Source organism: Sphingobacterium sp. G1-14, assembly GCF_002196555.1.
Taxonomy (GTDB): Bacteria; Bacteroidota; Bacteroidia; order Sphingobacteriales; family Sphingobacteriaceae; genus Sphingobacterium; species Sphingobacterium siyangense.
In genome coordinates, this window is the sequence record NZ_CP021381.1 from 5573768 (window position 1) to 5598852 (window position 25085).

Sequence of the window (25085 nt, forward strand, 5' to 3'; positions counted from 1 at the left end):
TTCAATGGACGTTAATTACGTTGGTGAGCACCTGCTACCAGGGCAGATCGGACAATTCTTTATTGTACTTTCTTTTGGTGCTGCACTTCTATCTTGTATCAGTTACTTTTTTGCAACAAAATACCCTGAAGAGAATTCATGGAAAAAAATTGCACGTATTGCCTTTTGGGTTAATGCGGTCTCCGTAGTGGCGATTGGTGCAACTTTATTTTATATTATATACAATCATCTTTTTGAATATAATTATGCTTGGGCGCACTCGTCCAAGACACTCCCTACCTACTATATCATTTCCAGTTTTTGGGAAGGTCAGGAGGGTAGTTTTTGGCTCTGGATGTTCTGGCAAACAGTATTAGGTTCTGTTTTGCTATTTAAAGCAAAAAGCTGGGAATCGTCTGTCATGACTTTCGTCATGTTATGCCAAGCATTTTTAGCTTCCATGATTATTGGTGTGGAAATCTTCGGTCTGCGTATCGGTAGCTCTCCGTTTATCCTATTGCGTGAAGCAATGGATATTCCAATCTTTAGAGAAGCTAATTATCTTTCACTCATCACCGACGGTAATGGTTTGAACCCTTTGCTTCAAAATTACTGGATGGTGATTCACCCACCAACACTGTTCCTTGGCTTTGCGTCGATGATTGTTCCTTTTGCGTATGCAACCGGTGCTCTTTGGACCAAGCGATACAAAGAATGGATCAATGCAGCACTTCCTTGGGCTTTATTTGCCGTGATGATTTTAGGCGCAGGTATTATCATGGGTTCATTCTGGGCTTATGAAGCACTTAACTTCGGTGGCTTCTGGGCATGGGATCCGGTAGAGAATGCATCAATTATTCCTTGGTTTACCCTGATTGCTGCTGTCCACGTCATGATTGCTTATAAGAATTCAGGCCACTCCTACTTCACCGCTACATTTTTAGCGATGATCAGCTTTGTACTTGTTATCTATGCATCTTACCTGACACGTAGTGGTGTCCTTGGAGAGACTTCTGTACACTCCTTTACCGATCTGGGAATGAGCGGACAATTGATCTTATTCAATGTTGTCTTTTTGGTAATCATGGTCGTATTTCTTACCGTCAAAAAGAAAGAGATGCCCATCACAGAAAAGGATGAGGATATCTATTCAAGAGAATTCTGGATGTTTATTGGCGCCTTGGTATTGACTGTCGCATGTGCACAGATCATTGCTTCAACATCAATTCCAGTGTTCAACAAGATCTTTGGCACCAAGGTAGCTCCACCTTTGGATCCGATCCAACATTATAACAAGTGGCAATCGGGTTTTGCAGTGATCGTTATGATCTTAACCGGATTTACACAATTTTTAAAATACAAACGTACCGATAGCCGCAAGTTTTTGGCTTCTACGGTAGCATCGTTGGTTGTGTCTCTCATTCTAACGGCTGCTGTCGTCTATTTTACGAAGACGTATACCAACCTGATCTATATTTTGATCACCTTCGCAAGTATTTTCTGTATTTTGGCGAATATCCGTGTATTGGGTGATGCTGTCAAAGGTAAATGGAAGCTGGCCGGCTCTTCGGTAGCCCATATCGGCTTTGGATTACTACTTATCGGTGCCATGGTGGCTGCAGCAACCAACGAGGTCATCTCGGTCAACAACACAGGCTACATTGCTGTATCGGGATTTGACAAGGTAGAGAAACCTGGCGACAACTTATTCTTGACCGAAGGTGAACCTGTACAAATGGGGGAATACAAAATAACCTATATCGGTGATAGCATTGTGGCTCCAAATACGTTTTATAAAATAAAATACGAGCGGATCGACGAAGAAACAGGTAAAGTGAAGGAGCATTTTGTGCTGCAACCTTTTGCACAAAACAACGCGAAAATGGGCGGTTTGATTGGTACTCCAGCGACCAAACATTATGTCACGCATGACGTGTATACACTGATTACCGCAGCTGCAGCTGAAAGTCAGGCAACACATGCGAAAGTTCCGGCAGAAGACAAAACTGGTTTCGAAGACTACGAGGAGCCGGCAACGTATCAGGTAAATATCGGTGATACCCTACGCTACCGCAATGGATATTATGTCATTGAAGGCTTAAACAAAGAAGCTCACCTGGAGAAAATTCCAAAAGGTCCTAGTGATGTTATGGTTGGATTGAAAATAAAAGTATTTTCGGCCGACAACAAACAGTATGAAGTACAACCAATCTACTTAATTAAAGACGGTGGTGTTTATGACTTCAATAAAGATGTCAACGAGCAAGGGCTTAAATTCAGATTTACGGGAATTAAACCTGACAAGGATAAACTGGAAATCATGGTTTATCAAAAGCCACTTCCAGAAAAGAAATGGGTCGTATTTAAAGCCATTAAATTCCCATACATCAACTTTTTCTGGTGTGGAACGATTGTCATGACCATTGGTTTTATCATGTCCATTGTGAGAAGAAATAAAGAGGAGAAACGAAAAGCACTTAAATAATGAACATTGTGATCTTAGGAAGCGGTAATGCCGCTACGCATTTTGGACAACAGTTTCAAAAAACAGGACATCATATCGTTCAGATCTACAGTAAAACAAAGGCCAATGCAGATGCATTGGCCTTTGCTCTTCATTGCGCAGCAATTGACCAACTATCTGAACTAGACCTACATGCTGATCTTTACCTCATTTCCGTTACCGATCAGGCCATTGTATCGCTGGTAGAAGCGCTACCAAAAGATATAAAAGGTGTTGTTATTCATTGTTCGGGAGCAACCGATCTTTCTGCCCTGGCTGGATTTAAAAATGCGGGAGTCATCTATCCCCCACAATCATTATCCAAAAATAAAGCAGTCGATTTTTCGACCGTCCCACTTTGTGTTGAAGGTAACACGGATGAAAATAGTGCCGAGCTACTTCAGTTAGCACAGACATTTGCACCGCGGAGCATCTATTGTAATTCCCAGCAGCGTTTAGCCATCCACCTTGCCTCGGTTATGGTCAACAATTTTACTAACATCCTTTATCAGATGGCCTACGAGCTCTTAGCAGAAAACGACCTGTCCTTTGATCTAATTAAACCAATCATCCTGGAGACGGCAGAAAAAGTGCAAAATCATATTCCAATAACAGTTCAGACAGGACCAGCGATCCGACAGGACAGCACAACAATGCAAAAACATTTGCAATTTATTAGCAATAAACCAGATTTACAGCAAATCTATCAACTTTTATCGCAGGAGATTACTAAAAGAAAATAGTTTGTTAGAAACGGTTATAAACTTATCAAAACTTACCTCCAAGGGGTAAATATATCCATTTACTTCAGGAACTTTAGTACATTTGCTTCGTCCAAAAGCGCATTTTGGAATGCTAATTGAGTAATAAAATAATCAGTTGGGCTAAACATTAAAATAGCGAATTAAAACTAAACAATCGTATTTTCTATGGAAGTTAGAAAACTCATTCTTTCAATAATGATTGTGATTAATTTAATCATTGTATCATTTGGATTTATATTTACATCAAGCTGGTTTTGGCTGCTTATCATCCCATTTCCATTGCTATTGATCGCGTTATACCATAGTTTCCAGACCAAACATGCCATCCTACGCAATTATCCCTTAGTTGGATATTTCCGTTATATCTTCGAATCTATTCGTCCTGAGTTGAGGCAATATTTTTGGGAATCAGACATGGATGGACGTCCTTTCAACAGAAGACAGCGTTCGATCGTATACCAACGTGCAAAAAATCAACGTGAAACTGTCGCATTTGGTATGCAGACTGATCCACAGGCTGTCGGGAACGAATGGGCTGCACACTCTGTTTTCCCTTGCCATATCGAAAACCACGACCTGCGTACCACTGTTGGAAATGCAGCCTGTAAAAAACCTTATAGCTTAAGTGTGTTCAACATCTCGGCAATGAGTTACGGTGCGTTGAGTAAAACAGCGATAACGGCATTAAATAAGGGTGCTGCACTTCAAAACTTTGCACACAATACCGGCGAAGGGGGAATCAGCGATTACCACAACAATGGGGGTGATTTAATCTGGCAGGTGGGTACAGGTTATTTTGGCTGCCGTAATAAGGAGGGAAAATTTGATCCGGAACTTTTCCGAGAAAAATCCAATCGTGAAAACGTGAAGATGGTCGAATTGAAACTTTCGCAAGGTGCTAAACCCGGTCATGGGGGTATCCTTCCAGCGGCAAAAAACACCCCTGAGGTCGCGGCTATTCGTCACGTCATTCCAGGAACAGATGTGATGTCTCCTCCAGCACATAGCGCTTTCTCCTCACCGACTGAAATGATGCACTTCATACAACAGCTGCGCGAGCTATCGGGTGGAAAGCCTATCGGTTTCAAAATTTGTATCGGCGATAAACATGAGTTTATCGACATCTGTCACGCCATGCAAAACACGCAGATCTTCCCGGATTTTATCTCCGTAGATGGATCAGAAGGTGGTACAGGAGCTGCGCCACTAGAGTTTACAGATAACCTAGGAATGCCACTATACGATGCATTGGCATTTGTAACGAAAACCTTGATTGCTTTTGGTTTGAAAAAACATGTTAAAGTTATCGTATCCAGCCGTATTGTAACGGGTTTCGACATCTTAAAAGTTATTGCCTTAGGCGCAGATGCATGTTATAGTGCTCGCGGTATGATGTTCGCTTTAGGTTGTATTCAAGCACTTAAGTGTAATGAAGACGTTTGTCCGGTTGGAGTTGCCACGCAACAGCCGCATTTATACAAAGGACTCGACGTAAATGATAAATATGTACGCGTAGCTCAGTTCCACCGCAACACATTACGTGCTACAGTCGAAATTATGGAAGCTTGTGGTTTCAAAACACTTTCAGATGTATCTGCTGATAAATTCTATCGTAAGGTAGATGCTATCCGGACACTAAGTTTTCAGGAAATCTATTTCGGAACTGAAGGTAAATTGGTCAATAGCCACACAGATTTCGAAAGCAAACTTTTCGAAGATTAACTGCTAGAAATTCATATAAAAAAGGTCCCCTATGTATTCAACATAGGGGACCTTTTTTATACCCTGATAGTTCACTTATAAAATAACCCCCACTAAGTATCTTTATTTCAAATTAAATAATACGCGATGCAGAATGGTATTTGATAAGGCAATTTGATCGTCGGCTAATCCGCCTAAAGCCTGTTCAATGGTATTTTTTGCCTGCTTCATTCCTTCATCCTTCATCTTTCGTCCTATTTTTGTTAAATAGATCAGATTGGACCGTCTGTCGTTTTTATCATTAACGCGGATAACCAAATTTACCCGTTCCAGGTTATTAATTAATCGAGTGACACTTGGTTTATCTCGAAATGTGCGAACAGCAAGCTCCTGCTGGGTAAGCCCCTCTTCTACCCACAGGTTATACATGATACTCCATTGTTCAGAAGTAATGTTTAACCCGGCCTCCTTGAGATTACGCTGTAATCTCCGCATAACTGCAATTGAGTATTTCCCTGTTAAGAAATTATAAAAATACTCTTGTGATACTAAATCTTGGTCTAACATATGAATAATGGTTATGGTTGTTTACGCAACTTATTGCAATAATAAAACGTTGTCTTTCATATAATTTGAGAAAAAGCTAAACGTATTTTGGCTAATAGTTAGCCTAAATTACGCTTTAATCTAACTGTCTCAAACAAAATTTTATCAACATGTCACCAGTAGATGTTGATAAATCATAACAATTTGATTTATACTAGACTGAATTTAACAAATAAAAAGGAGACAAACAAAACCTTCATAACTTTGCAAACACCAACAGCAATTAAATCAAACTGAAGGTTCTTTCTGACCAATAAGATCAGGCACTCTCAGAAAAACTAATTGCTTGCAATTATACCTAATTTAGAGCGTGTTACCCGATTGTAAAAGAATCGGAGTCTTTTAAGAAAGGAAATTTCTCCCGTGCTTCCAACAGATCATTCGGATTTAAGGTAAATGTATACAAATCCTCGTCTTCTGGCTTATAATACACCACATCACCAAGTGGAGAGATACACATAGAACCACCTGAATAGTAAATATCATTACCATCATGCCCAACCCGGTTTACTCCAACAACGTAAGCTTGATTTTCTATCGCGCGTGCTGGAATAAGGGCTCTCCAATGTGCAGAACGCTTATCCGGCCAGCTGGCCGTATACACTAAAATATCATAGGCGCCATTTTGATTTTTAGACCAGACGGGGAATCTAAGGTCATAACAGATCATTGGGCAAATTTTCCATCCTTTGATATCCACCAGGATACGTTCATTTCCTGGCTCGAAGTACTCGCTTTCTTTAGATAGTCCGAAAAGATGACGTTTATCATATTTGACATATTTACCATCAGGGAACATCCATACAAAACGATTATAGTATTTCCCGCCTTCTTCGATAATCAAAGAACCGGCAACAACGCAGTTAAGTGAGCTTGCCATTTCAAATAGCCATCTTGTTGTAGGTCCATTTGCAGGTTCTGCACATTTCTCGACATTATTCGTGAAGCCTGTATTAAACATTTCGGGGAGAATAATAACATCCGTTTTCTCACGCAATGAGGAAAGTCTCAATGCAAGATTATTTAGATTCTTCTCGATATTTTCCCAGAATAAATATGCTTGAAATACGGTGATTTTTAAAGGCTCCATGAACGTAATCTAAAAATTTATTTAATTATTTTCTTACAAAAAAAACATTTACAGGCAAGATACGAATTTTAATAGAATTTATACTTATTGCTGTCTTACCAAAAGGTTATTTGCTAACACTAATAACGCTTCTTTGCGATCATTTGGTACATTCAATGCTTCCATTTTTTCAAATGCCCGTTGTGTATAGCTATCTTTCAATTCGTCGGCAGCACTTTTAATCGCATACTTCTCGTATAAGGTAAGCATATCCGCTACTTTTGATGGAGCAGTCGCTATAGACGCGTCCAATAAGCCTTGTAAGACTATCTTATCGTCGTCCGAAATTACCGCCATCAACTTCACCAATAAAAAGGTTTTTTTATTGATCATGATATCACCACCAACGATCTTTCCAAAGGTATCTGGATCTCCATAGGCATCCAAGATATCGTCCTGTAATTGAAATGCTAAGCCGACATTCTCTCCAAAATCGTAGATCAGCTGCTGTTGCTGTTCATCTGCTCCAGACAAAATAGCACCCAACTGTAACGCTCCGCCCAATAACACCGAAGTTTTAAGACGGATCATCTCAAGATATTCAGGCATTGTCAGCGAATCCCGACTTTCATAATCCATATCTAATTGCTGCCCCTCACATACTTCCATAGCCACTTTACTCAAAATTTTCAAGGTTGCAGGCAGGTAAATAGGATTACACTTTGAAATTTCCTCATAAGCTTTGACCAACAAGCCGTCTCCAGACAATATAGCAATATTAGCATCCCACTTTTCGTGAACTGTCGTTTTACCCCTTCTTAAAGGAGCCTTATCCATCAGATCATCGTGGATCAGTGAAAAGTTATGAAAAAACTCCACTGCCTTGGCAGCAGGGATAATTTCATCCATCTCTTGCATACCGAATAATTCGGCAGCCATCAATGTCAGCACTGGTCGAACCCTCTTTCCGCCCAAAGTCAATATATACCGTATCGGATCATATAAATTTGATGGTGTTTCAGGAAATTGACTTGTCTCTATCGCCTCTATCACGAGTTGTTGTAAATGTTGCATATATCTTTACGATCGAATCTTGCGAATATAGCAATAATCATATAGAAATGGCAATTTTGTCCCTTTAAAGGAAGTCACCTCAAAATTGTACATTTGCATAAGTCTTTTATTATGCGCATACTGATTATCCATACATTTTATCAAGATCCTGGTGGTGAAGACACTGTATTTCAGCAGGAATCTTCCCTCCTCGCGCAAGGACATGAGGTCCAAACGCTAACCTTTCAAAATAAAAAGGGTTGGCAGGGTGCATTACAGACAATAGGATCTTTTTGGAATATTTGCGCTGCTCAACGTGTCAAAAAAATAATTCGGACGTTTAAACCAGACATCGTTCACGTTCACAACACCCATTATGCAGCGGGTCCGATTATCGTTCGTACGATTGCAAAACTCGGCATCCCCCAGGTCATGACCTTGCATAACTTCCGTTTACTATGCCCTTCGGCGACGCTGTACCACCACAACCATCTCTTTTTGGACTCACTCCAAGAGGAGTTTCCGTGGACAGCCGTTCGACAAAAAGCATTTAACAACTCTATAGTAAAAACATTTCTTCTCGCACTGAATTACTGGTTTCATCGTAAAATTGGAACTTGGGCAAAGGTAAATCGCTACATCAATTTAAGCTCCTTTGCAAAGAACATCTTCGTTGAATCGACCTTGCACCTTCCGTCTACTAAATTCGAGATTAAACCGAACTTTGTTTTTCCTACTACAATAGCGCCTGAGGGTACACAGGCCCACTTTGTATACGTCGGTCGTCTTTCAGATGAAAAGGGGATATTGAATCTGATTGATACTTTTATCGGAACAGATTTTCAACTACAGCTAATTGGTGGCGGTCCGCTCGAAAATGAGGTCCTGAGAAGAATTAAAGACCAGCCGAATATTTCCTACCTCGGTTTTAAAAAAAGGTCAGAAATACTTCCCCTGATAGCCAAAGCACAGGCACTACTCGTACCATCGATTTGTTTTGAAGGTATGCCGATCACGATTCTTGAGGCTTATTCAGTCGGAACAGCTGTGCTCAGCTCAAATCTAGGCCCACTCCCCGAACTGATTATCCCCGGCAAAACAGGACAAACTTTCGATCCCCACAACAAAAACGATATCATCCAATGTTTAAGGGAGTGGAGTACAAAAACGACAAACGAAAAAGATGAGATAAGAAAGACCTGTATTGCTTACTATTTTAGTAATTTTACTCCTGAAATAAATGAAGCGAAATTATTAGCGATCTATCAAAACGCTATTCACGATAAAAAACTGAATAAATGAGTATCATTGTATTAGATAAACTGGGTCTAGCGCCACAAATCCAAGCTGTACTGGAAACAATTTATGATCCTGAACTGAAACCTGCAAATATTGTGGATTTGGGGCTTGTATATGAAATCATTACGAAGGAAGAGGGTATTGCAAAGATTGTAATGACGCTGACGGCTCCTGGCTGTCCCGTGGCAGGCGAAATCATGAATGAAGTTCAAGAAAAAGTTGCTGCTGTAGCAGGTGTCAAAGAAGCATTGGTCGAATTGACATTTGATCCACCCTGGACAAAAGACATGATGTCGGAAGAAGCAAAACTAGAATTAGGGTTTTTGTAAAATCCAATATCTATCATAAACAAAAAGGGATGATACATTACCGTATTATCCCTTTTTGTTTATGATAAGTCATATAAGACTCTCTCTTATCTAGAAAGTCTAAGTGGTCTGCTTATTTTCTAAATCACTCAACTTTTTCAAAGGCTTGGAGCTATTGGTATCCGCACCGAAAAGTAATTTCCACAGATTACGGGACTCTTTGGTCAATAGTGGGGATACTATGGAAAGAATGAGCACATATACAACCACAAAGGATTGAATAACGGGCAATAAAGCCCCTGCTTTACCAATGTTTGCCATGATAATGGAAAACTCTCCCCGCGCAGACAATGTAAAGCCAATATCAAAAGAAGTTTTAGGTTTCATGCCCGAAAATTTAGCTGCAAAATACCCCGATGCAAGATTACCCATCACCGTCACCAGTGCTGCAATCGAAGCCCAAAATACAGCTCCCCCAAGTGACATAATATCAATAGACAATCCGAAACTAAAGAAAAACATTGCCCCAAAAAAATCTTTATAAGGCAGTACCATCGATTCAATCTTTTTGATGTATTGCGAATCTGCCAACACCAAACCAGCCATCAACGCCCCAATAGCCTCCGCAACATGGATGGTTTCAGAGAAACCTGCTACAATAAACAGTAAGGCAAAGATGATCAATATAAATAGTTCAGAAGTTTTCTCCTTCAATAAGCGATCAATCGCAGGCACCAGTTTTCTGCCCAAAATCAAAAAGGCCAATATAAATCCCAAGGCCAGTAAGGACGTTCCTGCTACCGTCCAAAACGAACTGCTTCCTGTCAGTATCAAGCCTGAAAGGAAAGAGATATGCATCGCTATAAACAGATCATCGAACATAATCATCCCCATAATGACCTCAGTCTCCGGGTTGGCCGTGCGTTTGAGATCTGTAAGAACCTTTGCGACAATGGCCGTGGAAGAACTTGTCATGATACCGCATAAGACCATCATCTCCTTAAATGGCATATCCATTAGCCATCCGATCAACAAGCCTGAAGTAAAGTTCAATAAGACGTAAATTGTCCCGCCTGTCACAATTGCTTTACCGGATTTAATAAGGCGATTGACCGAAAACTCAAGTCCCAAGTAGAACAGCAGGAATAATACACCCAACCGTCCCATGAAATCTATAAAGGGTTTACTTTCTGTAAATGTTAAATCCACCAGACCAACCTGCGGAGCGTGCTGTCCCAAAACCATTCCTATAATAATGAAAAATGGAATAACAGAAAACTTAAGCTTATTGGCTATTAGGCCAACAATGGCAACAAGTCCCACAGCGATTCCAATTTCCAGTATTAAGGTATGTGATAGCATAAATTACAGTAAAATTTCCTTCAAAAGTTTAATATTATTCTTCTTTCCAGCAATGACAAGTGTGGTGCCTGGGCTAATCAAATAAGACGGTCCTGGATTGATAACCGTATCATCATCCCGTATCCCAGCAATAATCGATGCACCTGTACGTTGACGAACTTCCAGCTCTCCAATTGTCTTTCCGGCCCCCTCATTTTTGCCTTCCACTTTGTACCATTCAATGCGTAAATCGTCCAAAGCAACTTCAATTGTCTCCAATGCTTTAGGCTTGTAGGACAAACCACCGATAATACCCGCAATCTGCCGAGATTCATCGTCATTGAGTGTCATGACGCAACGTGACTCATGTTCCTCGTCATCATAGCGATAAAGTTCCCGTCTGCCATCGTCATGGATAACAACAACCATATTGTCTCCCGCATCGGTTTCAATTTGAAATTTTTTTCCAATTCCAATCAGATCGGACTCTCTTACAATAGACATAATCTTCTATTTAAATAAATACTAATAATATAAGCTTCATAACGTTGTTTACAACAATTACGAAAACAAGCTAAAGGTTCTTTCTAACAAAAAATAAAGACTTTTAGAAAAAACAGCATCAGCCCTTAGCTACTAAAACACAAATTTACCCAAAAAATCAATCTTAAACGAATCCGCTGGTATCTGACGGGATGGGCTACAAAGACCAAATTACCCCAAAATACTAAAAAAAGAGCAGAAAAACGACTCTTTTAACCGATATCATCCCTTTTTTCGACGTATGGCATCTTGATGACACAACTGAACAACAATAAAAGCGCTCGACGCACACCTGTTATTAACGATCGGAATTCCTAGCCGAACAAATCAGCTTTCATTAGCTCCAATTTTTCATTACAAAACCCCATTTCTATAACGTTTTCGTAGTTCGTGCAATCGTTTGTTCCAAGAAGCAATAGAATTGCCAACGCTTTATTTCTTTACAATTGCCGCATTAAACACTTACTGAATCTAAATTACACACCTATGGTCAAAAAGAGTCATCTCATCCTGCTGACACCATTATCAATTTTGTCATTAGCGGCACCTATTTACGGGGTAGCAAATCCACGTAATTTGGTTGCAATAACCAGTCGTTCACCCTTGCAGCAAGCCGTCTCCGGAAAGGTCGTTGATGAAACGGGGAAACCAATAAGCGGTGTTACTGTTTCTGAAAAAGGTAAAGCAGCAGCAACTACAACCAATCAAGACGGTATCTTCTCACTGAACGTCAGTTCAAAAAGTGCATCCTAACATTTAACTCGATCGGATTTACGGCGAAAGAAGTCTCTGCAGCACAAGCATCACAAATAACCTTGACAAAATCCGAGGATGTTTTGGATGAAGTTGTGGTCGTAGGTTATGGTAAACAGAAAAAGAGCGATTTGACAGGAAGTATCGCTACAGTGGAAGCAAAATCCCTGGAACGAATAAATTCACCGAATGTTGTCGATAAACTTCAGGGTAAGATTTCTGGTTTAGCGATCAATTCCGGTTCGGCCAAACCTGGCGAAACAGCTTCTATCAATATCCGCGGTGAGAACTCGATCTCGGCGTCCAATGCCCCCCTAATTATCCTGGATAGAATTCCTTTTAGTGGTTCCCTGGGTGATATCTCTTCCAATACAATTGCCAGTATCTCGGTACTGAAAGATGCTTCATCCACCGCAATCTATGGTTCAAGAGCTGCAAATGGCGTTATCCTCATCACCTCAAAAAAGGTGCCGCAGGGAAAGCACGCATCAATTACAACGGCTATTTTGGGGTTCAAAGTGTAGAACGCCGCCTTAAATTGATGAACGGCCCACAGTACATCCAATTTATGCGTGATTACCAGGCTTCGAAAGGAAAAACCGGCGATCAGCTCAACCCAGAAAATTATCTTTTTGCCAACGTATTGGAACAATACAAAAAAGGGGAAGAAGTTAATTGGCAGGACGAAGTATTCAATAGTGGCGCTCCCATTCAGGAACATCAACTCAGTTTTTCGGGTGGAACGGATAAATCCGATTATTATGCATCTGTAAGCTACCTAAATCAAGATGGTGTGGTAAAAAACACGCCCTACGAAAGATATAATGTCAATCTAAACCTCAACCAAAGTTTAAGCTCTTGGTTAAAGCTAGGAATGACCATGCAGGCTTCTCAAGGGAACCGTGACGGCGTACAGCCTAACCTTGAAAGTGTTGTAAAACTTTCCCCTTACAGTAAAAACCGTGATGCCGATGGCACTGCTGTAACGTACCCAATGTACGCACAAACGCTGTGGGCACACCCTTTCGCAGACGAAAAAGGCCAGTGGGATCAGACCAGAAGAACGGTCTATGCGAATACTTGGCTTGATGTGAAACTCCCTATTGAAGGATTAAGTTTCAAAACCACATTCGGAACCAACTACCGAAATATTAACGAAAACTCCTACTATGGCTCAAATACGGTCACAGGACGCGGCGTGAATGGTACCGGATCAATTTACAATGAGCATTTCTGGGACTGGACCTGGGAAAATCTCTTGACCTATGACCGTACCTTTGGTGACCATAAGATCAATGTCGTGGGCCTCTATTCTTCCCAGAAAACAAATTTGAAAACTTCAAAAATGAATGGAGACGATTTTGTATCAGATGCCGGATATAACAACATGGCTTCTGCCTCTAAAAATCTTAAGATCGAATCCAACCTTCAAAATACAGCGATGATTTCCTACATGGGAAGAATCAACTATGCCTTTAAGGATCGCTACCTATTAACCTTAACAGGTCGTTCGGACGGTTATAGCGCATTTTCTGTTAACAACCGATATGCATTTTTCCCATCCGTTGCAGGAGCCTGGGTAATTTCTAAAGAAGGGAATGTGCAGGACTATTTCGACTTGTTAAAACTTCGTGTTTCTTATGGTAAAAATGGAAATCAGGCCGTATCACCTTATCAAACTTATGACCGTCTGACCAACGTCGATTATATTTATGGTCTTGACCCAGTCAAAGGACTTGTGATGAATTTCAATGGACGTGGAAGCAATCTAACGTGGGAAACGACAGCTTCATTAAACCTTGGTTTGGATTTTGGGATTCTCAAAAATAGACTTTCAGGAACGATCGACTACTACTCCTCAAAAACATCGGATCTTTTATTAAGTGAACAGGTCCCTGTCATGAACGGCTATAACACCATTTAGACAAGGACAACGATCCAAAACGTGTGGAAGCAACGGCTCGTTTCTTCCGTGCCTACAGTTATCGCTATTTAGTCAACCTGTACGGCGATGTGCCTTGGGTGGACAAAGTATCCGAAACACCCCGTCGTGATTTCACACGTACACCGAAAGCTGAAATCTTGACGCACATGATTGAAGACCTTAAGTATGCAAGTGAAAACCTGCCCGACAATCCAGGAACAATTCAGGAAGGTAAATTGACGAAATGGGCTGCTTTACACTACCTGGCAGAAGCATATATCGAAGCTGGGCAGCCAGATTTAGCTGCAGAAGCTGCCAACAAAGTTATTCAAAGTGGTTACTTTAAATTGAACGATCAACGTTTTGGCGCCGAAAAAGATAAACCCGGGGATTATTTCCACGATATGTTTATCGAAAACAATCAAAATCGCGGTTCTGGCAATCAAGAAACGATCTGGGCCATCCAATTGGAATACAATACACAAGGGGGCGGCGACCGCTACACGGATTGGAGTAAACGTGCCTGGGTACCTTTCTATTCGCAACAAAAAGGATTTGCCTTGGCCGACTCACTTGGTGGAAGAGGTCTTGGGCACGTACGCCCTTATCAATGGTGGCTGGATAGTTATGAAAAACAAGATGTCAGAAATTCATCTTTCAATATCAAACGCGATTGGTATTACAACGATCCGTCCGTCCCTGAACTTTATGGCAAGAAGATCGAACTTACCGACGCCATCAAAGAATCAGGCAATGTATTCCCGACAACAACCAAATTTTTCTACGGAAAGACAGCTGTTGACCCTGCATTTGAAGGAAATATGAAGGACCGTGTGAAAGTACGTTTGGCAGAAACTTACCTGCTATTGGCTGAAGCATACTGGCGCGCCAATAAACCGGCACAAGCTAAAGACGCCATCAATGCTGTCCGCGCCCGTGCAAAGGCGTCATTAATCGATGCTACAGCAATCAATGCTGATTTGATTCTCGACGAACGCGCCCGGGAGCTTATTGGTGAGGAAATGCGCCGTATGACCCTTGCCCGTTTTGGTGACGACATCTTTTTACGTCGCGTGCAAACATTAAACACACAATCAAAAAATGTGGTGAAAAAAGAATTTATTCTTTGGCCTATTCCACAAGAAGTTATCGACAGTAACACTGGTGCAGCCTTCCCGCAAAATCCGGGATACTAAACCTTCCAAAAACCTCCATGTTCCCAAAAGGTCATGGAGGTTTTTCCTTTATGACTTTGCGTCAACTAGCTTATAGGTCCCATCTTCCCGGATCTGACTACGGCCAATGGTTATATTTTTAGAATGATAAAACAAAAAAATCCAGCCCGCTGGCGCGCCTTCTGCCCAATACTCCTGACGCAAGGCTTTGGAGCGCCGACCATCGACATCATATTTGGCGACATAATTATGGAAAATTTCTTCAGGCTCAGGTAATACATCTCCGCCAAAGAAATAGTGCTGATCATCCGTTTGAATATGAAATGCCTGATGATGCGCGGTATGTCCACCATTGAGCGCATAGCTGATTTCATCATTTATTTTTCCTTCACCTTCCACCAGTACCAAATTTCCACTGCGTTGAATCACATCAAAAATCTCGGTCCTGTATGAACTGGAGATGCCTGAATAGGCGTCTTCCCATTCGCCACGCTGAACAATATATTCGGCTTCAGGAAATGCGATACGTCCAGTTCCGTTTTCAAATGTGACCATCCCACCGGCATGATCCTTATGAAGATGGGACATCAGTACATATTTTACATCTTCGGGTCTAAAGCCAGCCTTACGGATATTATGATGCAGCTGTAGCACAGCACTGTCATCCGTATAGCCAAGGCCGGTATCACAGAGAACAAGCCCGGAATTAGTTTGGATCAAGAAGGGATGGACATGGATAAACATCGCCCCCGGTCGGTCCTTAGGGTCGTCTAGAAGTGGGTCAAAGGGAATAAATTTTCTACTCTTGTCTACGGAAAAAGAACCTTCATATAAAGAATAAGCCTGCACCATATTTAAAACATTGGGAATATGCACGTTAAGCAACAGCGGATCAATACCGGGTTTAGGAATTAGGTAAGTCCAGCCTTAAAACGTATATTTACACTTAAAATATTGTGCAAAGATATGCAAAAAAGGTGGGTACTAAAATCTAAAACTGATGTCAAAATAACCAACAAACTGCGCGAGGAATTAAACATCAACACTGTATTGGCAGAGTTGCTCGTGAGCAGGGGAATTGAGACTTTTGACGAATCAAAGCAGTTTTTTAGACCTCAATTATCGGATTTGCACGATCCATTTTTGATGCGGGACATGGAGAAAGCCATCACCCGTATTATCCAAGCCATCGGCAACAAAGAAAAAATTCTGATCTATGGAGACTATGACGTAGACGGTACCACAGCGGTAGCCGTTGTTTATAGTTTTTTCAGGGAATTTCATAGCCAGCTGGAGTTTTATATACCAGACCGCTATGCCGAAGGTTATGGCATCTCTACACAAGGCATCGACTATGCCGCAGCAAATGGTTTCAGCTTAATTATTGCATTGGACTGTGGTATCAAGGCAGTCGATAAAATAGATTACGCAAATAGCAAAGGAATTGATTTTATCATTGGCGATCACCACCTTCCCGGTGAAGAACTTCCTAAAGCCTATGCCGTATTAGATCCCAAGCGTGCAGACTGTGAATATCCCTATAAAGAACTTTCAGGTTGTGGAATCGGCTTTAAGATTATTCAGGCTTTTATATTGACCAATGGCATGGATATCAATGCCTGCTATCAGTTTCTAGATCTTGTGGCCGTGAGTATCGCTTCGGACATTGTTCCGATTACCGGTGAAAATAGAATACTCAGCCACTTTGGCCTTATTAAACTTAATACGAATCCCTGCGTCGGACTAAAGGCACTGATTGATTTATCAAATAATCGAACGAAGATCTTTACAGTTAACGACATCGTGTTCCAGATCGGCCCACGCATTAATGCTGCGGGCAGAATAGACCATGCCAAAGACGCCGTCAAGCTTTTGATTTCCAAATCGCTACAAGAAGCCAAAGACTTCAGTTCGAGCATAGACGATCAAAATAATGTCCGTAAAGATTTTGATCTCAAAATAACAGAAGAAGCGCTGGCACTCATTGAGGACAATGCCCTACTTAAAAGCCGCAAATCCACGGTATTGTATAAAGCCGACTGGCACAAAGGTGTCATTGGTATTGTAGCTTCCCGCCTGACCGAAAAATATTACCGTCCGACGATTATATTGACCGAAACAAATGGTCATATTGCAGGTTCCTGCCGTTCGGTACTGGGTTTTGACTTATATGAAGCCTTAAGCGAATGCGCCGATCTATTGGAACAATTTGGCGGTCATAAATATGCTGCCGGATTAACGATGTCCTTAGATAATGTCACCCTATTCCAAGATCGTTTTGAGGAAGTGGTATCGCGACGTATCAGTCCTGAAATGCTGACCCAAGAAATTTTGATCGATGCTAAGCTAGCGTTGAAGGATATAGATGCTAAGTTCTTCCGTATTCTCCAGCAGTTTGAACCTTTCGGGCCCCAAAATGAATCTCCTATTTTCCTCAGTAAAAAGGTAAATGCAGTAGGACAAGCTTTTATTGTAGGCACCAATCACCTCAAGATGACCGTTGTTCAAGAAGACTCTCCTTCATTTGACTGTATCGGTTTTGGACTAGCAGAACATATCACACATATCAATTCCGGACAAAGTTTCGACATCTGTTACAGCATTGAAGAGAATGTGTGGCGCAACAAAAGAAACTTACAGCTAAACATCAAAGGGATTAAGTATTAGTATTGCAATAGTAAGAAGATATTAAATATATTTACACAAGATTTGGTCAGGCATAAAACCCTCATACTGGATTAGATACCAGGCATGAAAGAACGGTGAGGGTTCTTAAGTAGTCCTATTGAACAGATACATATAACACAAGACACTCCACGAAGATGATTTTAAAGGCAGAACATCTCATAAAAAAATATAAGCAGCGAACCGTTGTCAACAATGTTTCCTTCCATGTGGAACAAGGAGAGATTGTCGGGTTATTGGGCCCCAATGGGGCAGGAAAAACGACCTCATTCTATATGATTGTTGGTCTGATCAAGCCCAATGAAGGCAAAGTATTCCTCGACGATCAGGAGATTACGCAGGATGCGATGTACCAACGTGCCCAACGTGGGATAGGTTACCTCGCTCAGGAAGCATCCGTCTTTCGGAAGCTCTCCGTAGAAAACAACATCCTGGCTGTATTAGAAATCCACTATCCAAATAAAGAAGAACGCTTGGCAAAACTGGAAGAACTACTCACAGAATTCAGCCTACACCGTGTCCGCAAAAACAGGGGTGATTTGTTATCCGGTGGTGAGCGTCGACGTACCGAAATTGCGCGAGCATTAGCTGCAAATCCATCTTTTATACTTTTGGATGAACCTTTTGCAGGGGTTGACCCAATCGCCGTAGAAGAAATTCAGACGATCGTAGCCAAGCTCAAAACCCGTAATATCGGCATCTTAATTACCGACCACAACGTACAGGAAACGCTATCTATTACGGACAGGGCCTACCTCCTGACCGAAGGAAAGATTATGCTGACGGGTACACCTGAGGAAATTGCAGATAATGAGCTTGCCCGTAAATTTTATCTCGGTCGACATTTTGAATTAAGAAGGAAAAAATTTTAAAGATTAAAGAATCCCTCCCCCTATGGCCTTATTAAACTCCATTTTTACTTGGTTCATGAAAAAAAGAATTCACCAGATTGAACTTTTCATGAAATACCCACACGATGTACAAGAAGAATGGTTTCAGAGTTTAATTGCCACTGCTGAAGCGACGGAATGGGGGAAAAAATACGATTATACAAGTATATTAACCCCAGAGATCTTCAAAGAACGCGTCCCGATACAGGACTATGATGATATCAAGGGCTACGTTGATCGTATGATAAAAGGCGAACAGAATATCCTGTGGCCTTCTGATATCAAATGGTTTGCCAAGTCCTCAGGCACCACATCTGATCGCAGCAAATTTATTCCCGTTAGTGAGGAAGCACTCGAAGAGTGTCACTTCCAGGGCGGTAAAGATATGCTCACAATATACTGTCATAATAGACCTGAAAATCGCGTATTTACGGGAAAATCAGTTGTTATTGGTGGTTCTTCACAGATCAACAATTTCAGTCCGGATTCCTACTACGGTGATCTTTCATCAATCCTCATCCGTAACCTTCCTTTCTGGGCCGAATTTAAGCGAACGCCCAATATGGAAGTTACTTTAAACCCCAACTTTGAAGAGAAAATTGAGCAGATTGCCCAAATTACACTCAAAGAAAACGTAACGAGTCTAGCTGGCGTACCGACATGGAATATTGTTATGGCCAAACGTATTCTTGAGATTACAGGCAAAGACAACCTCTTGGAGGTATGGCCAAATCTAGAGTTTTATGGGCATGGCGGAGTGAGCTTCAAACCTTACCGCGAGCAATTCCAAAAATTGATCCCTTCTGACAATATGTATTATCTAGAGAATTATAATGCCTCAGAAGGATATTTTGGTCTACAAGATCAATCGGATTCGGAAGATCTTCTGCTTATGCTAGATTATGGTATTTATTACGAATTCTTACCTACTGAGCGAATGCACGAAGAAAATCCGTCAACCTTACGTTTGGATCAGGTGGAGCTTGGCAAAAACTATGCATTGATCATTTCAACGAATGCTGGTTTGTGGCGTTATAAAATCGGAGATACCATCAAGTTTACATCATTATCCCCTTATCGTTTTCAGATCTCCGGACGTACCAAACAATACATTAACACCTTTGGCGAAGAGGTTATTGTTGACAACGCCGAACAGGCCCTGGCCGAAGCGAGCAAGTTGACACAGGCACGTATAAAAGATTATACCGCTGGACCTGTCTATTTTAAAGATGCCGAAGCCGGAGCACATGAATGGGTGATAGAATTTGAACAACAACCCAATGATTTTAGGCGTTTTTGTGAAATATTGGATGCTAAACTCCGTGAAATCAATTCGGATTATGACGCCAAACGTTTTAAGAATATGGCCCTAAGACCACCTATTGTACACAATGCGCCCGAAGATACGTTCTATAAATGGATGAAATCAAGAGGTAAGCTAGGTGGACAAAATAAGGTTCCAAGATTGAGCAATAGTCGCGAATATCTCGACCCGCTGTTGAAAATACTAGCCGAATAATACGGCATACAGACTAAAATATTCCGCACATTGACCGAATAACAGGGGGTCTCCGGCTGGAGATTAGCCAAAATTTTTGGATTCCCTTATTTTGGCTAATCTCGTATTGCTGAATTTTGTTGTTTTAAAGAACCGCTGTGAGTTCGTCTAATTGGTAAGCTCAAGAAAGCTTAGACTATAATGGAGGTTTGTTAAGGTTTAATTGCCGTTTTATATAAAAAAACAAAAAAACCAAGGATAAAATTCATAGAAATACCTTTCTTCTGAACTTCAACTTCACCCTGTAACACTGAGCGATTGTCGCCTGATGTTACTTCACTACTTTTGTTAAGACTGTGAGTCAATTCCATACTAAGTTTATTTTTATGATAAGTGATTTTATAGCGTTACTGCGGACCAAAAAGCCCATCTATAGGACCGCATTCTTTATAGCCAAACTTTATGCCATAATATGAAATAACGGCGTTAATTAATAAATACTTAACACATTTAATTATTAATACAGTCCAGCCAAGAAATATGAAGTAAAATTCTTCCATTTCAAAAAAAGTGTAGTAAAATAGGGAACAACTGTCCGAAATAAAAGGCATATCGAAGCGGGTAAATTATCCGGGTACAGGTGCAACTTATATTTCATTTTTTTCCTAACTTAGCCTAAGTAATTAAAAAATAAGATGAACGCGACAGAGAACTATTCAATTCGCGTAGAGCCAACTCAAAATTCAAGACTCTCGCAAGTAGATTTCGACAATCTAAAATTCGGAAAGATTTTATCCGACCACATGCTGGTCGCAAACTATGATGACGGTGAATGGAAAGATGTCAGCATCGTCCCTTATGGAGATATCAGTATTAGTCCTTCGATGTCCGCTTTACATTATGGTCAAGCGATCTTTGAAGGAATCAAGGCTTATAAATTTGCAGATGGAACAGTGAGTATCTTCCGTCCGGACAGAAACTGGGAAAGATTCAACAAATCTGCCGCACGTCTTCAAATGCCGGAGGTACCTGAGGAGATTTTTATGGATGGCCTAAGCAAACTATTGGACATCGACCGTAACTGGATCCCGGCAAAAGAAGGTTCATCATTGTACATCCGTCCTTTTATGTTCGCAACAGAAGCAGCATTAGGTGTACACCCTTCAAAGTCATACAAATTTATCATTATCACTGGCCCTGTAGGCGCATATTACAGCAAAGCAATCAGCTTAAAAGTTGAGACCTATTATACGCGTGCAGCAGAAGGTGGTGTTGGCTTTTCTAAAAATGCAGGTAACTATGCATTATCGCTTTACCCTACACAATTGGCCAATGATGAAGGTTATGACCAAATTATGTGGACAGATGCTTCTGAACATAAATATATTGAAGAAGCAGGTACGGCAAACCTTATTTTCCGCATTGGGGATACGATTATTACACCACATGGTGATACGATCTTACACGGTGTAACACGTCGTACAATTATGGAATTGGCGGAGAAATGGGGTTATAAAGCCGAGCAGAGAAAGGTATCTATTCAAGAATTAATTGACGGTATTAAAGCCGGTACAGTAACTGAAGCTTTCGCAGCTGGTACTGCAGCCACAATTACGGATATCAGCCGTATCGGTTTTGAAGGACAAGATTACCACTTGCCACCAGTAGAGGGCCGCGAGTTTTCAAATCGTGTTTTGAATTACCTCAACGACTTGCGCTATGGCAAAGTAGAAGATCCATTCGGATGGAACTATTTAGTAAAGTAATTTCCAAAATGAAATAGAAAAGCCTTTGTTATTAATAACAAAGGCTTTTTTTATGGCCTATATACGTTATGCATACCTTGAAACGCGGTCTATATACCTCGTCTGAACCTTTGCGGATAACGTCTAGTGTCTACTGCTAGATCCTTAGGAATGCTCTCCTGTCAGCTCCTTTTGAATAAAATCAATTATAGCGGCTGTCTCCTGGGATTGAAACCAGTGCGTATTACCATATTTTTTAAACCATGTAATCTGTCGCTTGGCATAACGTCTCGAATTTTGTTTGATTTTCTCGGTCGCTTCCGTCAAAGACTGCTTGCCATCGAGATAATCAAACAACTCAGCGTAGCCAACAGTGAGCAATGCAGGCTTCGTTCTGAAAGGAAGTAAAGCTTTCACTTCGTCCAGTAAGCCATTTTTCATCATCAAATCTACACGTAAATTGATCCTTTCATACAAGTTCGCCCGATCCATATTCAAGCCAATGGTAAGGATATCAAAAGGTCTTTTCTCGACATCTTTCTTATGGTAAAATGACATCGGTTTACCAGTCTCCTCAAAAACTTCAAGCGCCCGTACGACACGTTGCGGATTATCGATGTCTGCCGTTTCAAAATATGCAGGGTCAATACTTTTCAATCGATCTTTTAAGACCTCCAATCCCAATACTGCAAGTTCATGATTAAGCCGCTCGCGCACTTCATCCCCCGCCTTGGGCAGATCATCCAATCCTTCGCACAGGGCCCGTACAAACAGGCCCGATCCACCTACCATAATTACGACATCATGCAATTGAAATAGTTCTTCTAGTTTCAGTAAGGCCTCACGTTCAAAATCGCCTGCAGAATAATCCTGCGTGATGGAGTGTGAATCAATGAAATAATGAGGAGCAGCAGCAAGTTCCGCTGGATCTGGTTTAGCCGTACCAATAGACATTTCCCGATAGAACTGACGAGAGTCAGCAGAAATTATCGCTGTTTTAAAATATTGCGCCAATGAAATAGCCATTGTAGTCTTACCAACAGCAGTTGGCCCCACAATGGCTATCAATGTTTTTTTATTTGCCATAATATAGCACTTCACAGGCTGAAAAGAACCTGTAAAGTCTTCTTAATTAATATTCGTCTTCGTAGCCGTTGGATTCTTCACGCTCTTCACCTTCTTCGCCCTCTTCCTCATCGTCACCATCGCTGTCGAAGCCATCCAATTCGTCTTCATCATCGACGCCATATTGCGTATCGTCTTCCTCCACATAATCGTCCTCTTCAACCGCATCTGACACGGGGAAATTAGCCGCAGTCATAGTTTTGGGAACCTGACCCATAGACTTAAACAGCGCCGGATAGTCTTTTCCATCCTCTTCCTTCAAGATCTTGATCAATTCAACCTGGAAATCATAAGGACGATCAAAATTGTAAACGTAGTAAAATTTCTGATGTGGATCATCAATAAACTTACTTAAACGGATATTCTCCATCAACAATACCTCAGCATCTTTTTTACGTTGTGTAGGCTTGAATGCAATCTCCGTTCCCTTTTTCCACTGATCATTGCTCACATAGAACGAGGAAGATGCATCCGCAGCATAACCTGTTGATTTATGGATTTCCTCATGCAGGTCTATAAATGTACTTTTAGAAGGCATGTCGATCTCACGATATACATCTTCATAATCCTCAAAAGTAACTCTAAATCTATAAATTGCCATCTCTGCTATTTTCTTCTTTTAACCCTCTAAAATTAATACTATATTTTAAGAATTGGAAATTTCCAATGGGATTTCTTGTTTGATCGTCAGGTTCATTTCCCCTGCTTTTTTCACCAAGAATTGATAAGCTTCTACCCTGGAATTTGGAATATCGCCCTCTAGAATAGCCTCACGAATCAAATTTTTCAGCTGCCCTACAGTACGCCCTGGTGCTAAGCCAAATAGGATCATGATATCCTCTCCACTGATTGGCGGCTGCCAGTTTCGAACCTTGTCCCGCTCTTCGACATCCTTCAATTTTTGTTTGACAAGTTCAAAATTCTGACGATATTTTTTCTTTTTAAACTCATTTTTTGTGGTCACATCCGCATGGCATAGCATCATAAGGGCTTCAATATCATCCCCCGCCTCAAACAAGAGACGACGTACAGCAGAATCCGTTACGATATCCTGCGCCAAGACAATAGGCCGAAGATGCAATTGTACCAGCTTCTGAACAAATTTCATTTTCTCATGGAGCGGCAGCTTCAATTCAGCAAAAAGCTTTGGTACCATACGTGCACCACGATCTTCGTGGCCATGAAACGTCCAGCCGAGCTTTTTATCGAAACGTTTTGTTGCCGGTTTGGCAATATCATGCATAATCGCTGCCCAACGTAACCAAAGGTCTTCAGACAATTCGCATACATTATCCAACACTTCCAACGTATGGTAGAAATTATCTTTATGGCCTTTGCCATCAATGACATCAACTCCGTGTAAATTATACATGGCCGGAAAGATCAATTCCAGGAGACCGGTATCAAAAAGATATTTAAAACCGACTGACGGCTTAGGTGAGAGAATAATCTTATTGATTTCATCGATAATACGTTCTTTCGAGATAATCTTTATTCGTTCTTTGGTATCGCTAATCGCTTTGATCGCATCAATCGTGATTTTAAAATTTAGCTGTGTCGCAAAACGGATAGCCCGCATCATACGCAGTGGATCATCGGAAAACGTTTCTATCGGATCCAACGGTGTTCGAATAACGCGCTGTTCAAGATCCTGCACGCCGTCAAATGGATCCACTAAAGTACCATAATCCGCTTTATTCAAAGAAAACGCCATCGCGTTGATCGTAAAATCACGTCGATTTTGATCATCGGATAAGGTACCGTCTTCCACAATAGGCTTACGTGAATTGGCACGATAAGATTCCCTTCGGGCACCGACAAACTCCACATTGAGTCCTTCATAAACCAGCATTGCTGTACCAAAATTCTTGTAGACAGCCACTTTAGTATGTAGCCTATCACCCAATAAAGTCGCAAATTCAATGCCGCTGCCGACGACAACAATATCCACATCATTCTTAAAAGGCCGCTTCATAATATAGTCGCGAACATACCCCCCAATGACATAACATTCTGTATTTGTTGTCTCGGCGAGTTCCTTAATGATTGAAAAGATTGGATGTTGTAAATTATCGTACATAGTCAAAACAGCAGGTAAAAAACCAAACAGTTTGCAAAAGTAAC

The 25085-nt window shown here is 41.1% G+C and carries 23 protein-coding genes and 1 pseudogene; 14 read left to right on the forward strand and 10 right to left on the reverse strand.

What is annotated here, in order from left to right:
* Positions 1-4 precede the first annotated feature (4 nt).
* From CBM24_RS24110 to CBM24_RS24120, 3 genes are all read left to right on the forward strand, one after another.
* Positions 5-2464 carry a heme lyase CcmF/NrfE family subunit gene (locus CBM24_RS24110; RefSeq protein WP_088163019.1) on the forward strand — a complete coding sequence of 820 codons (2460 nt, stop codon included), beginning with the start codon at positions 5-7 and terminating at the stop codon, positions 2462-2464.
* A complete protein-coding gene (locus CBM24_RS24115) occupies positions 2464-3225 on the forward strand; it encodes a Rossmann-like and DUF2520 domain-containing protein (RefSeq protein WP_088163020.1) in 762 nt (253 codons plus the stop codon). Before CBM24_RS24110 ends, CBM24_RS24115 begins: the two co-directional genes overlap by 1 nt.
* 186 nt (positions 3226-3411) lie before the next feature.
* Positions 3412-4968, forward strand: coding sequence for an FMN-binding glutamate synthase family protein (locus tag CBM24_RS24120; RefSeq protein WP_075994264.1), 1557 nt, complete (start codon positions 3412-3414; stop codon positions 4966-4968).
* A 102-nt stretch (positions 4969-5070) separates the two neighbouring features.
* Here the strand turns inward: CBM24_RS24120 and CBM24_RS24125 are convergent, their stop codons facing one another.
* The 3 genes from CBM24_RS24125 to CBM24_RS24135 all read right to left on the reverse strand — a co-directional run bounded on the left by CBM24_RS24125 (position 5071) and on the right by CBM24_RS24135 (position 7696).
* The gene (locus CBM24_RS24125; RefSeq protein ID WP_070560735.1) at positions 5071-5514 is read right to left on the reverse strand and encodes a MarR family winged helix-turn-helix transcriptional regulator; all 444 of its coding nucleotides are present in this window, start codon (positions 5512-5514) and stop codon (positions 5071-5073) included.
* A 352-nt stretch (positions 5515-5866) separates the two neighbouring features.
* Positions 5867-6643 carry an amidohydrolase gene (locus CBM24_RS24130; RefSeq protein WP_046672799.1) on the reverse strand — a complete coding sequence of 259 codons (777 nt, stop codon included), beginning with the start codon at positions 6641-6643 and terminating at the stop codon, positions 5867-5869.
* Positions 6644-6727: 84 nt separating this feature from the next.
* Positions 6728-7696, reverse strand: a complete 969-nt coding sequence (locus CBM24_RS24135; protein WP_088163021.1) for a polyprenyl synthetase family protein — start codon at positions 7694-7696, stop codon at positions 6728-6730.
* A 111-nt stretch (positions 7697-7807) separates the two neighbouring features.
* On the opposite strand from CBM24_RS24135, the gene CBM24_RS24140 reads away from it, so the two are divergent.
* Positions 7808-8977 carry a glycosyltransferase family 4 protein gene (locus tag CBM24_RS24140; protein WP_088163022.1) on the forward strand — a complete coding sequence of 390 codons (1170 nt, stop codon included), beginning with the start codon at positions 7808-7810 and terminating at the stop codon, positions 8975-8977.
* Positions 8974-9303 carry a metal-sulfur cluster assembly factor gene (locus CBM24_RS24145; protein WP_046672802.1) on the forward strand — a complete coding sequence of 110 codons (330 nt, stop codon included), beginning with the start codon at positions 8974-8976 and terminating at the stop codon, positions 9301-9303. The genes CBM24_RS24140 and CBM24_RS24145 overlap by 4 nt, the downstream gene beginning before the upstream one ends.
* A 99-nt stretch (positions 9304-9402) precedes the next feature.
* Here the strand turns inward: CBM24_RS24145 and CBM24_RS24150 are convergent, their stop codons facing one another.
* Both CBM24_RS24150 and CBM24_RS24155 read right to left on the reverse strand, forming a co-directional pair.
* The gene (locus CBM24_RS24150; protein WP_088163023.1) at positions 9403-10644 is read right to left on the reverse strand and encodes a cation:proton antiporter; all 1242 of its coding nucleotides are present in this window, start codon (positions 10642-10644) and stop codon (positions 9403-9405) included.
* 3 nt (positions 10645-10647) lie between these two features.
* Positions 10648-11127, reverse strand: a complete 480-nt coding sequence (locus CBM24_RS24155) for a cation:proton antiporter regulatory subunit (RefSeq protein WP_046672804.1) — start codon at positions 11125-11127, stop codon at positions 10648-10650.
* Positions 11128-11556: 429 nt separating this feature from the next.
* On the opposite strand from CBM24_RS24155, the gene CBM24_RS27840 reads away from it, so the two are divergent.
* From CBM24_RS27840 to CBM24_RS24165, 5 genes and pseudogenes are all read left to right on the forward strand, one after another.
* Complete coding sequence (locus CBM24_RS27840; protein WP_232475621.1) at positions 11557-11919, forward strand: carboxypeptidase-like regulatory domain-containing protein; 363 nt, start codon at positions 11557-11559, stop codon at positions 11917-11919.
* 62 nt (positions 11920-11981) lie between these two features.
* A complete protein-coding gene (locus CBM24_RS27845; RefSeq protein ID WP_232475622.1) occupies positions 11982-12443 on the forward strand; it encodes a TonB-dependent receptor plug domain-containing protein in 462 nt (153 codons plus the stop codon).
* A 17-nt stretch (positions 12444-12460) separates the two neighbouring features.
* Positions 12461-13843 (forward strand): hypothetical protein, encoded by a 1383-nt coding sequence (locus CBM24_RS27850; RefSeq protein ID WP_232475623.1) that lies wholly within the window; start codon positions 12461-12463, stop codon positions 13841-13843.
* Positions 13844-13860: 17 nt separating this feature from the next.
* A pseudogene (locus CBM24_RS28165) lies at positions 13861-14109 on the forward strand (RagB/SusD family nutrient uptake outer membrane protein); the annotation flags it as partial.
* Positions 14110-14247: 138 nt separating this feature from the next.
* Entirely contained in the window at positions 14248-15039 is a 792-nt protein-coding gene (locus CBM24_RS24165; protein WP_410528388.1) for a RagB/SusD family nutrient uptake outer membrane protein, read from the forward strand.
* A gap of 48 nt (positions 15040-15087) precedes the next feature.
* Here the strand turns inward: CBM24_RS24165 and CBM24_RS24170 are convergent, their stop codons facing one another.
* Complete coding sequence (locus tag CBM24_RS24170) at positions 15088-15870, reverse strand: MBL fold metallo-hydrolase (RefSeq protein ID WP_088163025.1); 783 nt, start codon at positions 15868-15870, stop codon at positions 15088-15090.
* Between the two features lie 114 nt (positions 15871-15984).
* Between CBM24_RS24170 and recJ the strand changes: the two genes are divergently transcribed.
* The 3 genes from recJ (at position 15985) to CBM24_RS24185 (ending at position 20112) form a co-directional block, all read left to right on the forward strand.
* Positions 15985-17685, forward strand: a complete 1701-nt coding sequence (gene recJ / locus CBM24_RS24175) for a single-stranded-DNA-specific exonuclease RecJ (RefSeq protein ID WP_070560747.1) — start codon at positions 15985-15987, stop codon at positions 17683-17685.
* Between the two features lie 155 nt (positions 17686-17840).
* A complete protein-coding gene (lptB, locus tag CBM24_RS24180) occupies positions 17841-18575 on the forward strand; it encodes an LPS export ABC transporter ATP-binding protein (protein ID WP_028072074.1) in 735 nt (244 codons plus the stop codon).
* Positions 18576-18597: 22 nt separating this feature from the next.
* Positions 18598-20112 (forward strand): GH3 auxin-responsive promoter family protein, encoded by a 1515-nt coding sequence (locus tag CBM24_RS24185; protein ID WP_070560751.1) that lies wholly within the window; start codon positions 18598-18600, stop codon positions 20110-20112.
* Positions 20113-20303: 191 nt separating this feature from the next.
* On the opposite strand, the gene CBM24_RS27420 is transcribed toward CBM24_RS24185, so the two are convergent.
* Positions 20304-20462 (reverse strand): hypothetical protein, encoded by a 159-nt coding sequence (locus tag CBM24_RS27420; protein WP_157698580.1) that lies wholly within the window; start codon positions 20460-20462, stop codon positions 20304-20306.
* Between the two features lie 324 nt (positions 20463-20786).
* Between CBM24_RS27420 and CBM24_RS24190 the strand changes: the two genes are divergently transcribed.
* Positions 20787-21857, forward strand: coding sequence for a branched-chain amino acid aminotransferase (locus tag CBM24_RS24190; protein ID WP_046672808.1), 1071 nt, complete (start codon positions 20787-20789; stop codon positions 21855-21857).
* Between the two features lie 144 nt (positions 21858-22001).
* Here the strand turns inward: CBM24_RS24190 and miaA are convergent, their stop codons facing one another.
* The 3 genes from miaA to CBM24_RS24205 are packed head-to-tail and all read right to left on the reverse strand — an operon-like array spanning position 22002 to position 25041.
* Positions 22002-22922 (reverse strand): tRNA (adenosine(37)-N6)-dimethylallyltransferase MiaA, encoded by a 921-nt coding sequence (miaA, locus tag CBM24_RS24195; protein WP_088163026.1) that lies wholly within the window; start codon positions 22920-22922, stop codon positions 22002-22004.
* A gap of 46 nt (positions 22923-22968) precedes the next feature.
* Positions 22969-23562 carry an IS1096 element passenger TnpR family protein gene (locus CBM24_RS24200; protein WP_088163027.1) on the reverse strand — a complete coding sequence of 198 codons (594 nt, stop codon included), beginning with the start codon at positions 23560-23562 and terminating at the stop codon, positions 22969-22971.
* Positions 23563-23607: 45 nt separating this feature from the next.
* Positions 23608-25041, reverse strand: a complete 1434-nt coding sequence (locus tag CBM24_RS24205) for a CCA tRNA nucleotidyltransferase (protein ID WP_088163028.1) — start codon at positions 25039-25041, stop codon at positions 23608-23610.
* Between the last annotated feature and the right edge of the window lie 44 nt (positions 25042-25085).

Coding starts and splice junctions, on each gene's coding strand:
- CBM24_RS24200 (WP_088163027.1), bottom strand. CDS start 23,562: ATGGCAATTTATAGATTTAGAGTTACTTTTGAGGATTATGAAGATGTA.
- CBM24_RS24170 (WP_088163025.1), bottom strand. CDS start 15,870: ATGGTGCAGGCTTATTCTTTATATGAAGGTTCTTTTTCCGTAGACAAG.
- recJ (WP_070560747.1), top strand. CDS start 15,985: ATGCAAAAAAGGTGGGTACTAAAATCTAAAACTGATGTCAAAATAACC.
- CBM24_RS24135 (WP_088163021.1), bottom strand. CDS start 7,696: ATGCAACATTTACAACAACTCGTGATAGAGGCGATAGAGACAAGTCAA.
- CBM24_RS24140 (WP_088163022.1), top strand. CDS start 7,808: ATGCGCATACTGATTATCCATACATTTTATCAAGATCCTGGTGGTGAA.
- CBM24_RS24185 (WP_070560751.1), top strand. CDS start 18,598: ATGGCCTTATTAAACTCCATTTTTACTTGGTTCATGAAAAAAAGAATT.
- CBM24_RS24150 (WP_088163023.1), bottom strand. CDS start 10,644: ATGCTATCACATACCTTAATACTGGAAATTGGAATCGCTGTGGGACTT.
- CBM24_RS24130 (WP_046672799.1), bottom strand. CDS start 6,643: ATGGAGCCTTTAAAAATCACCGTATTTCAAGCATATTTATTCTGGGAA.
- CBM24_RS24205 (WP_088163028.1), bottom strand. CDS start 25,041: ATGTACGATAATTTACAACATCCAATCTTTTCAATCATTAAGGAACTC.
- CBM24_RS24125 (WP_070560735.1), bottom strand. CDS start 5,514: ATGTTAGACCAAGATTTAGTATCACAAGAGTATTTTTATAATTTCTTA.
- lptB (WP_028072074.1), top strand. CDS start 17,841: ATGATTTTAAAGGCAGAACATCTCATAAAAAAATATAAGCAGCGAACC.
- CBM24_RS24115 (WP_088163020.1), top strand. CDS start 2,464: ATGAACATTGTGATCTTAGGAAGCGGTAATGCCGCTACGCATTTTGGA.
- miaA (WP_088163026.1), bottom strand. CDS start 22,922: ATGGCAAATAAAAAAACATTGATAGCCATTGTGGGGCCAACTGCTGTT.
- CBM24_RS24190 (WP_046672808.1), top strand. CDS start 20,787: ATGAACGCGACAGAGAACTATTCAATTCGCGTAGAGCCAACTCAAAAT.
- CBM24_RS24155 (WP_046672804.1), bottom strand. CDS start 11,127: ATGTCTATTGTAAGAGAGTCCGATCTGATTGGAATTGGAAAAAAATTT.
- CBM24_RS24145 (WP_046672802.1), top strand. CDS start 8,974: ATGAGTATCATTGTATTAGATAAACTGGGTCTAGCGCCACAAATCCAA.
- CBM24_RS27850 (WP_232475623.1), top strand. CDS start 12,461: ATGAACGGCCCACAGTACATCCAATTTATGCGTGATTACCAGGCTTCG.
- CBM24_RS24120 (WP_075994264.1), top strand. CDS start 3,412: ATGGAAGTTAGAAAACTCATTCTTTCAATAATGATTGTGATTAATTTA.
- CBM24_RS24110 (WP_088163019.1), top strand. CDS start 5: ATGGACGTTAATTACGTTGGTGAGCACCTGCTACCAGGGCAGATCGGA.
- CBM24_RS27420 (WP_157698580.1), bottom strand. CDS start 20,462: ATGGAATTGACTCACAGTCTTAACAAAAGTAGTGAAGTAACATCAGGC.
- CBM24_RS24165 (WP_410528388.1), top strand. CDS start 14,248: ATGTTTATCGAAAACAATCAAAATCGCGGTTCTGGCAATCAAGAAACG.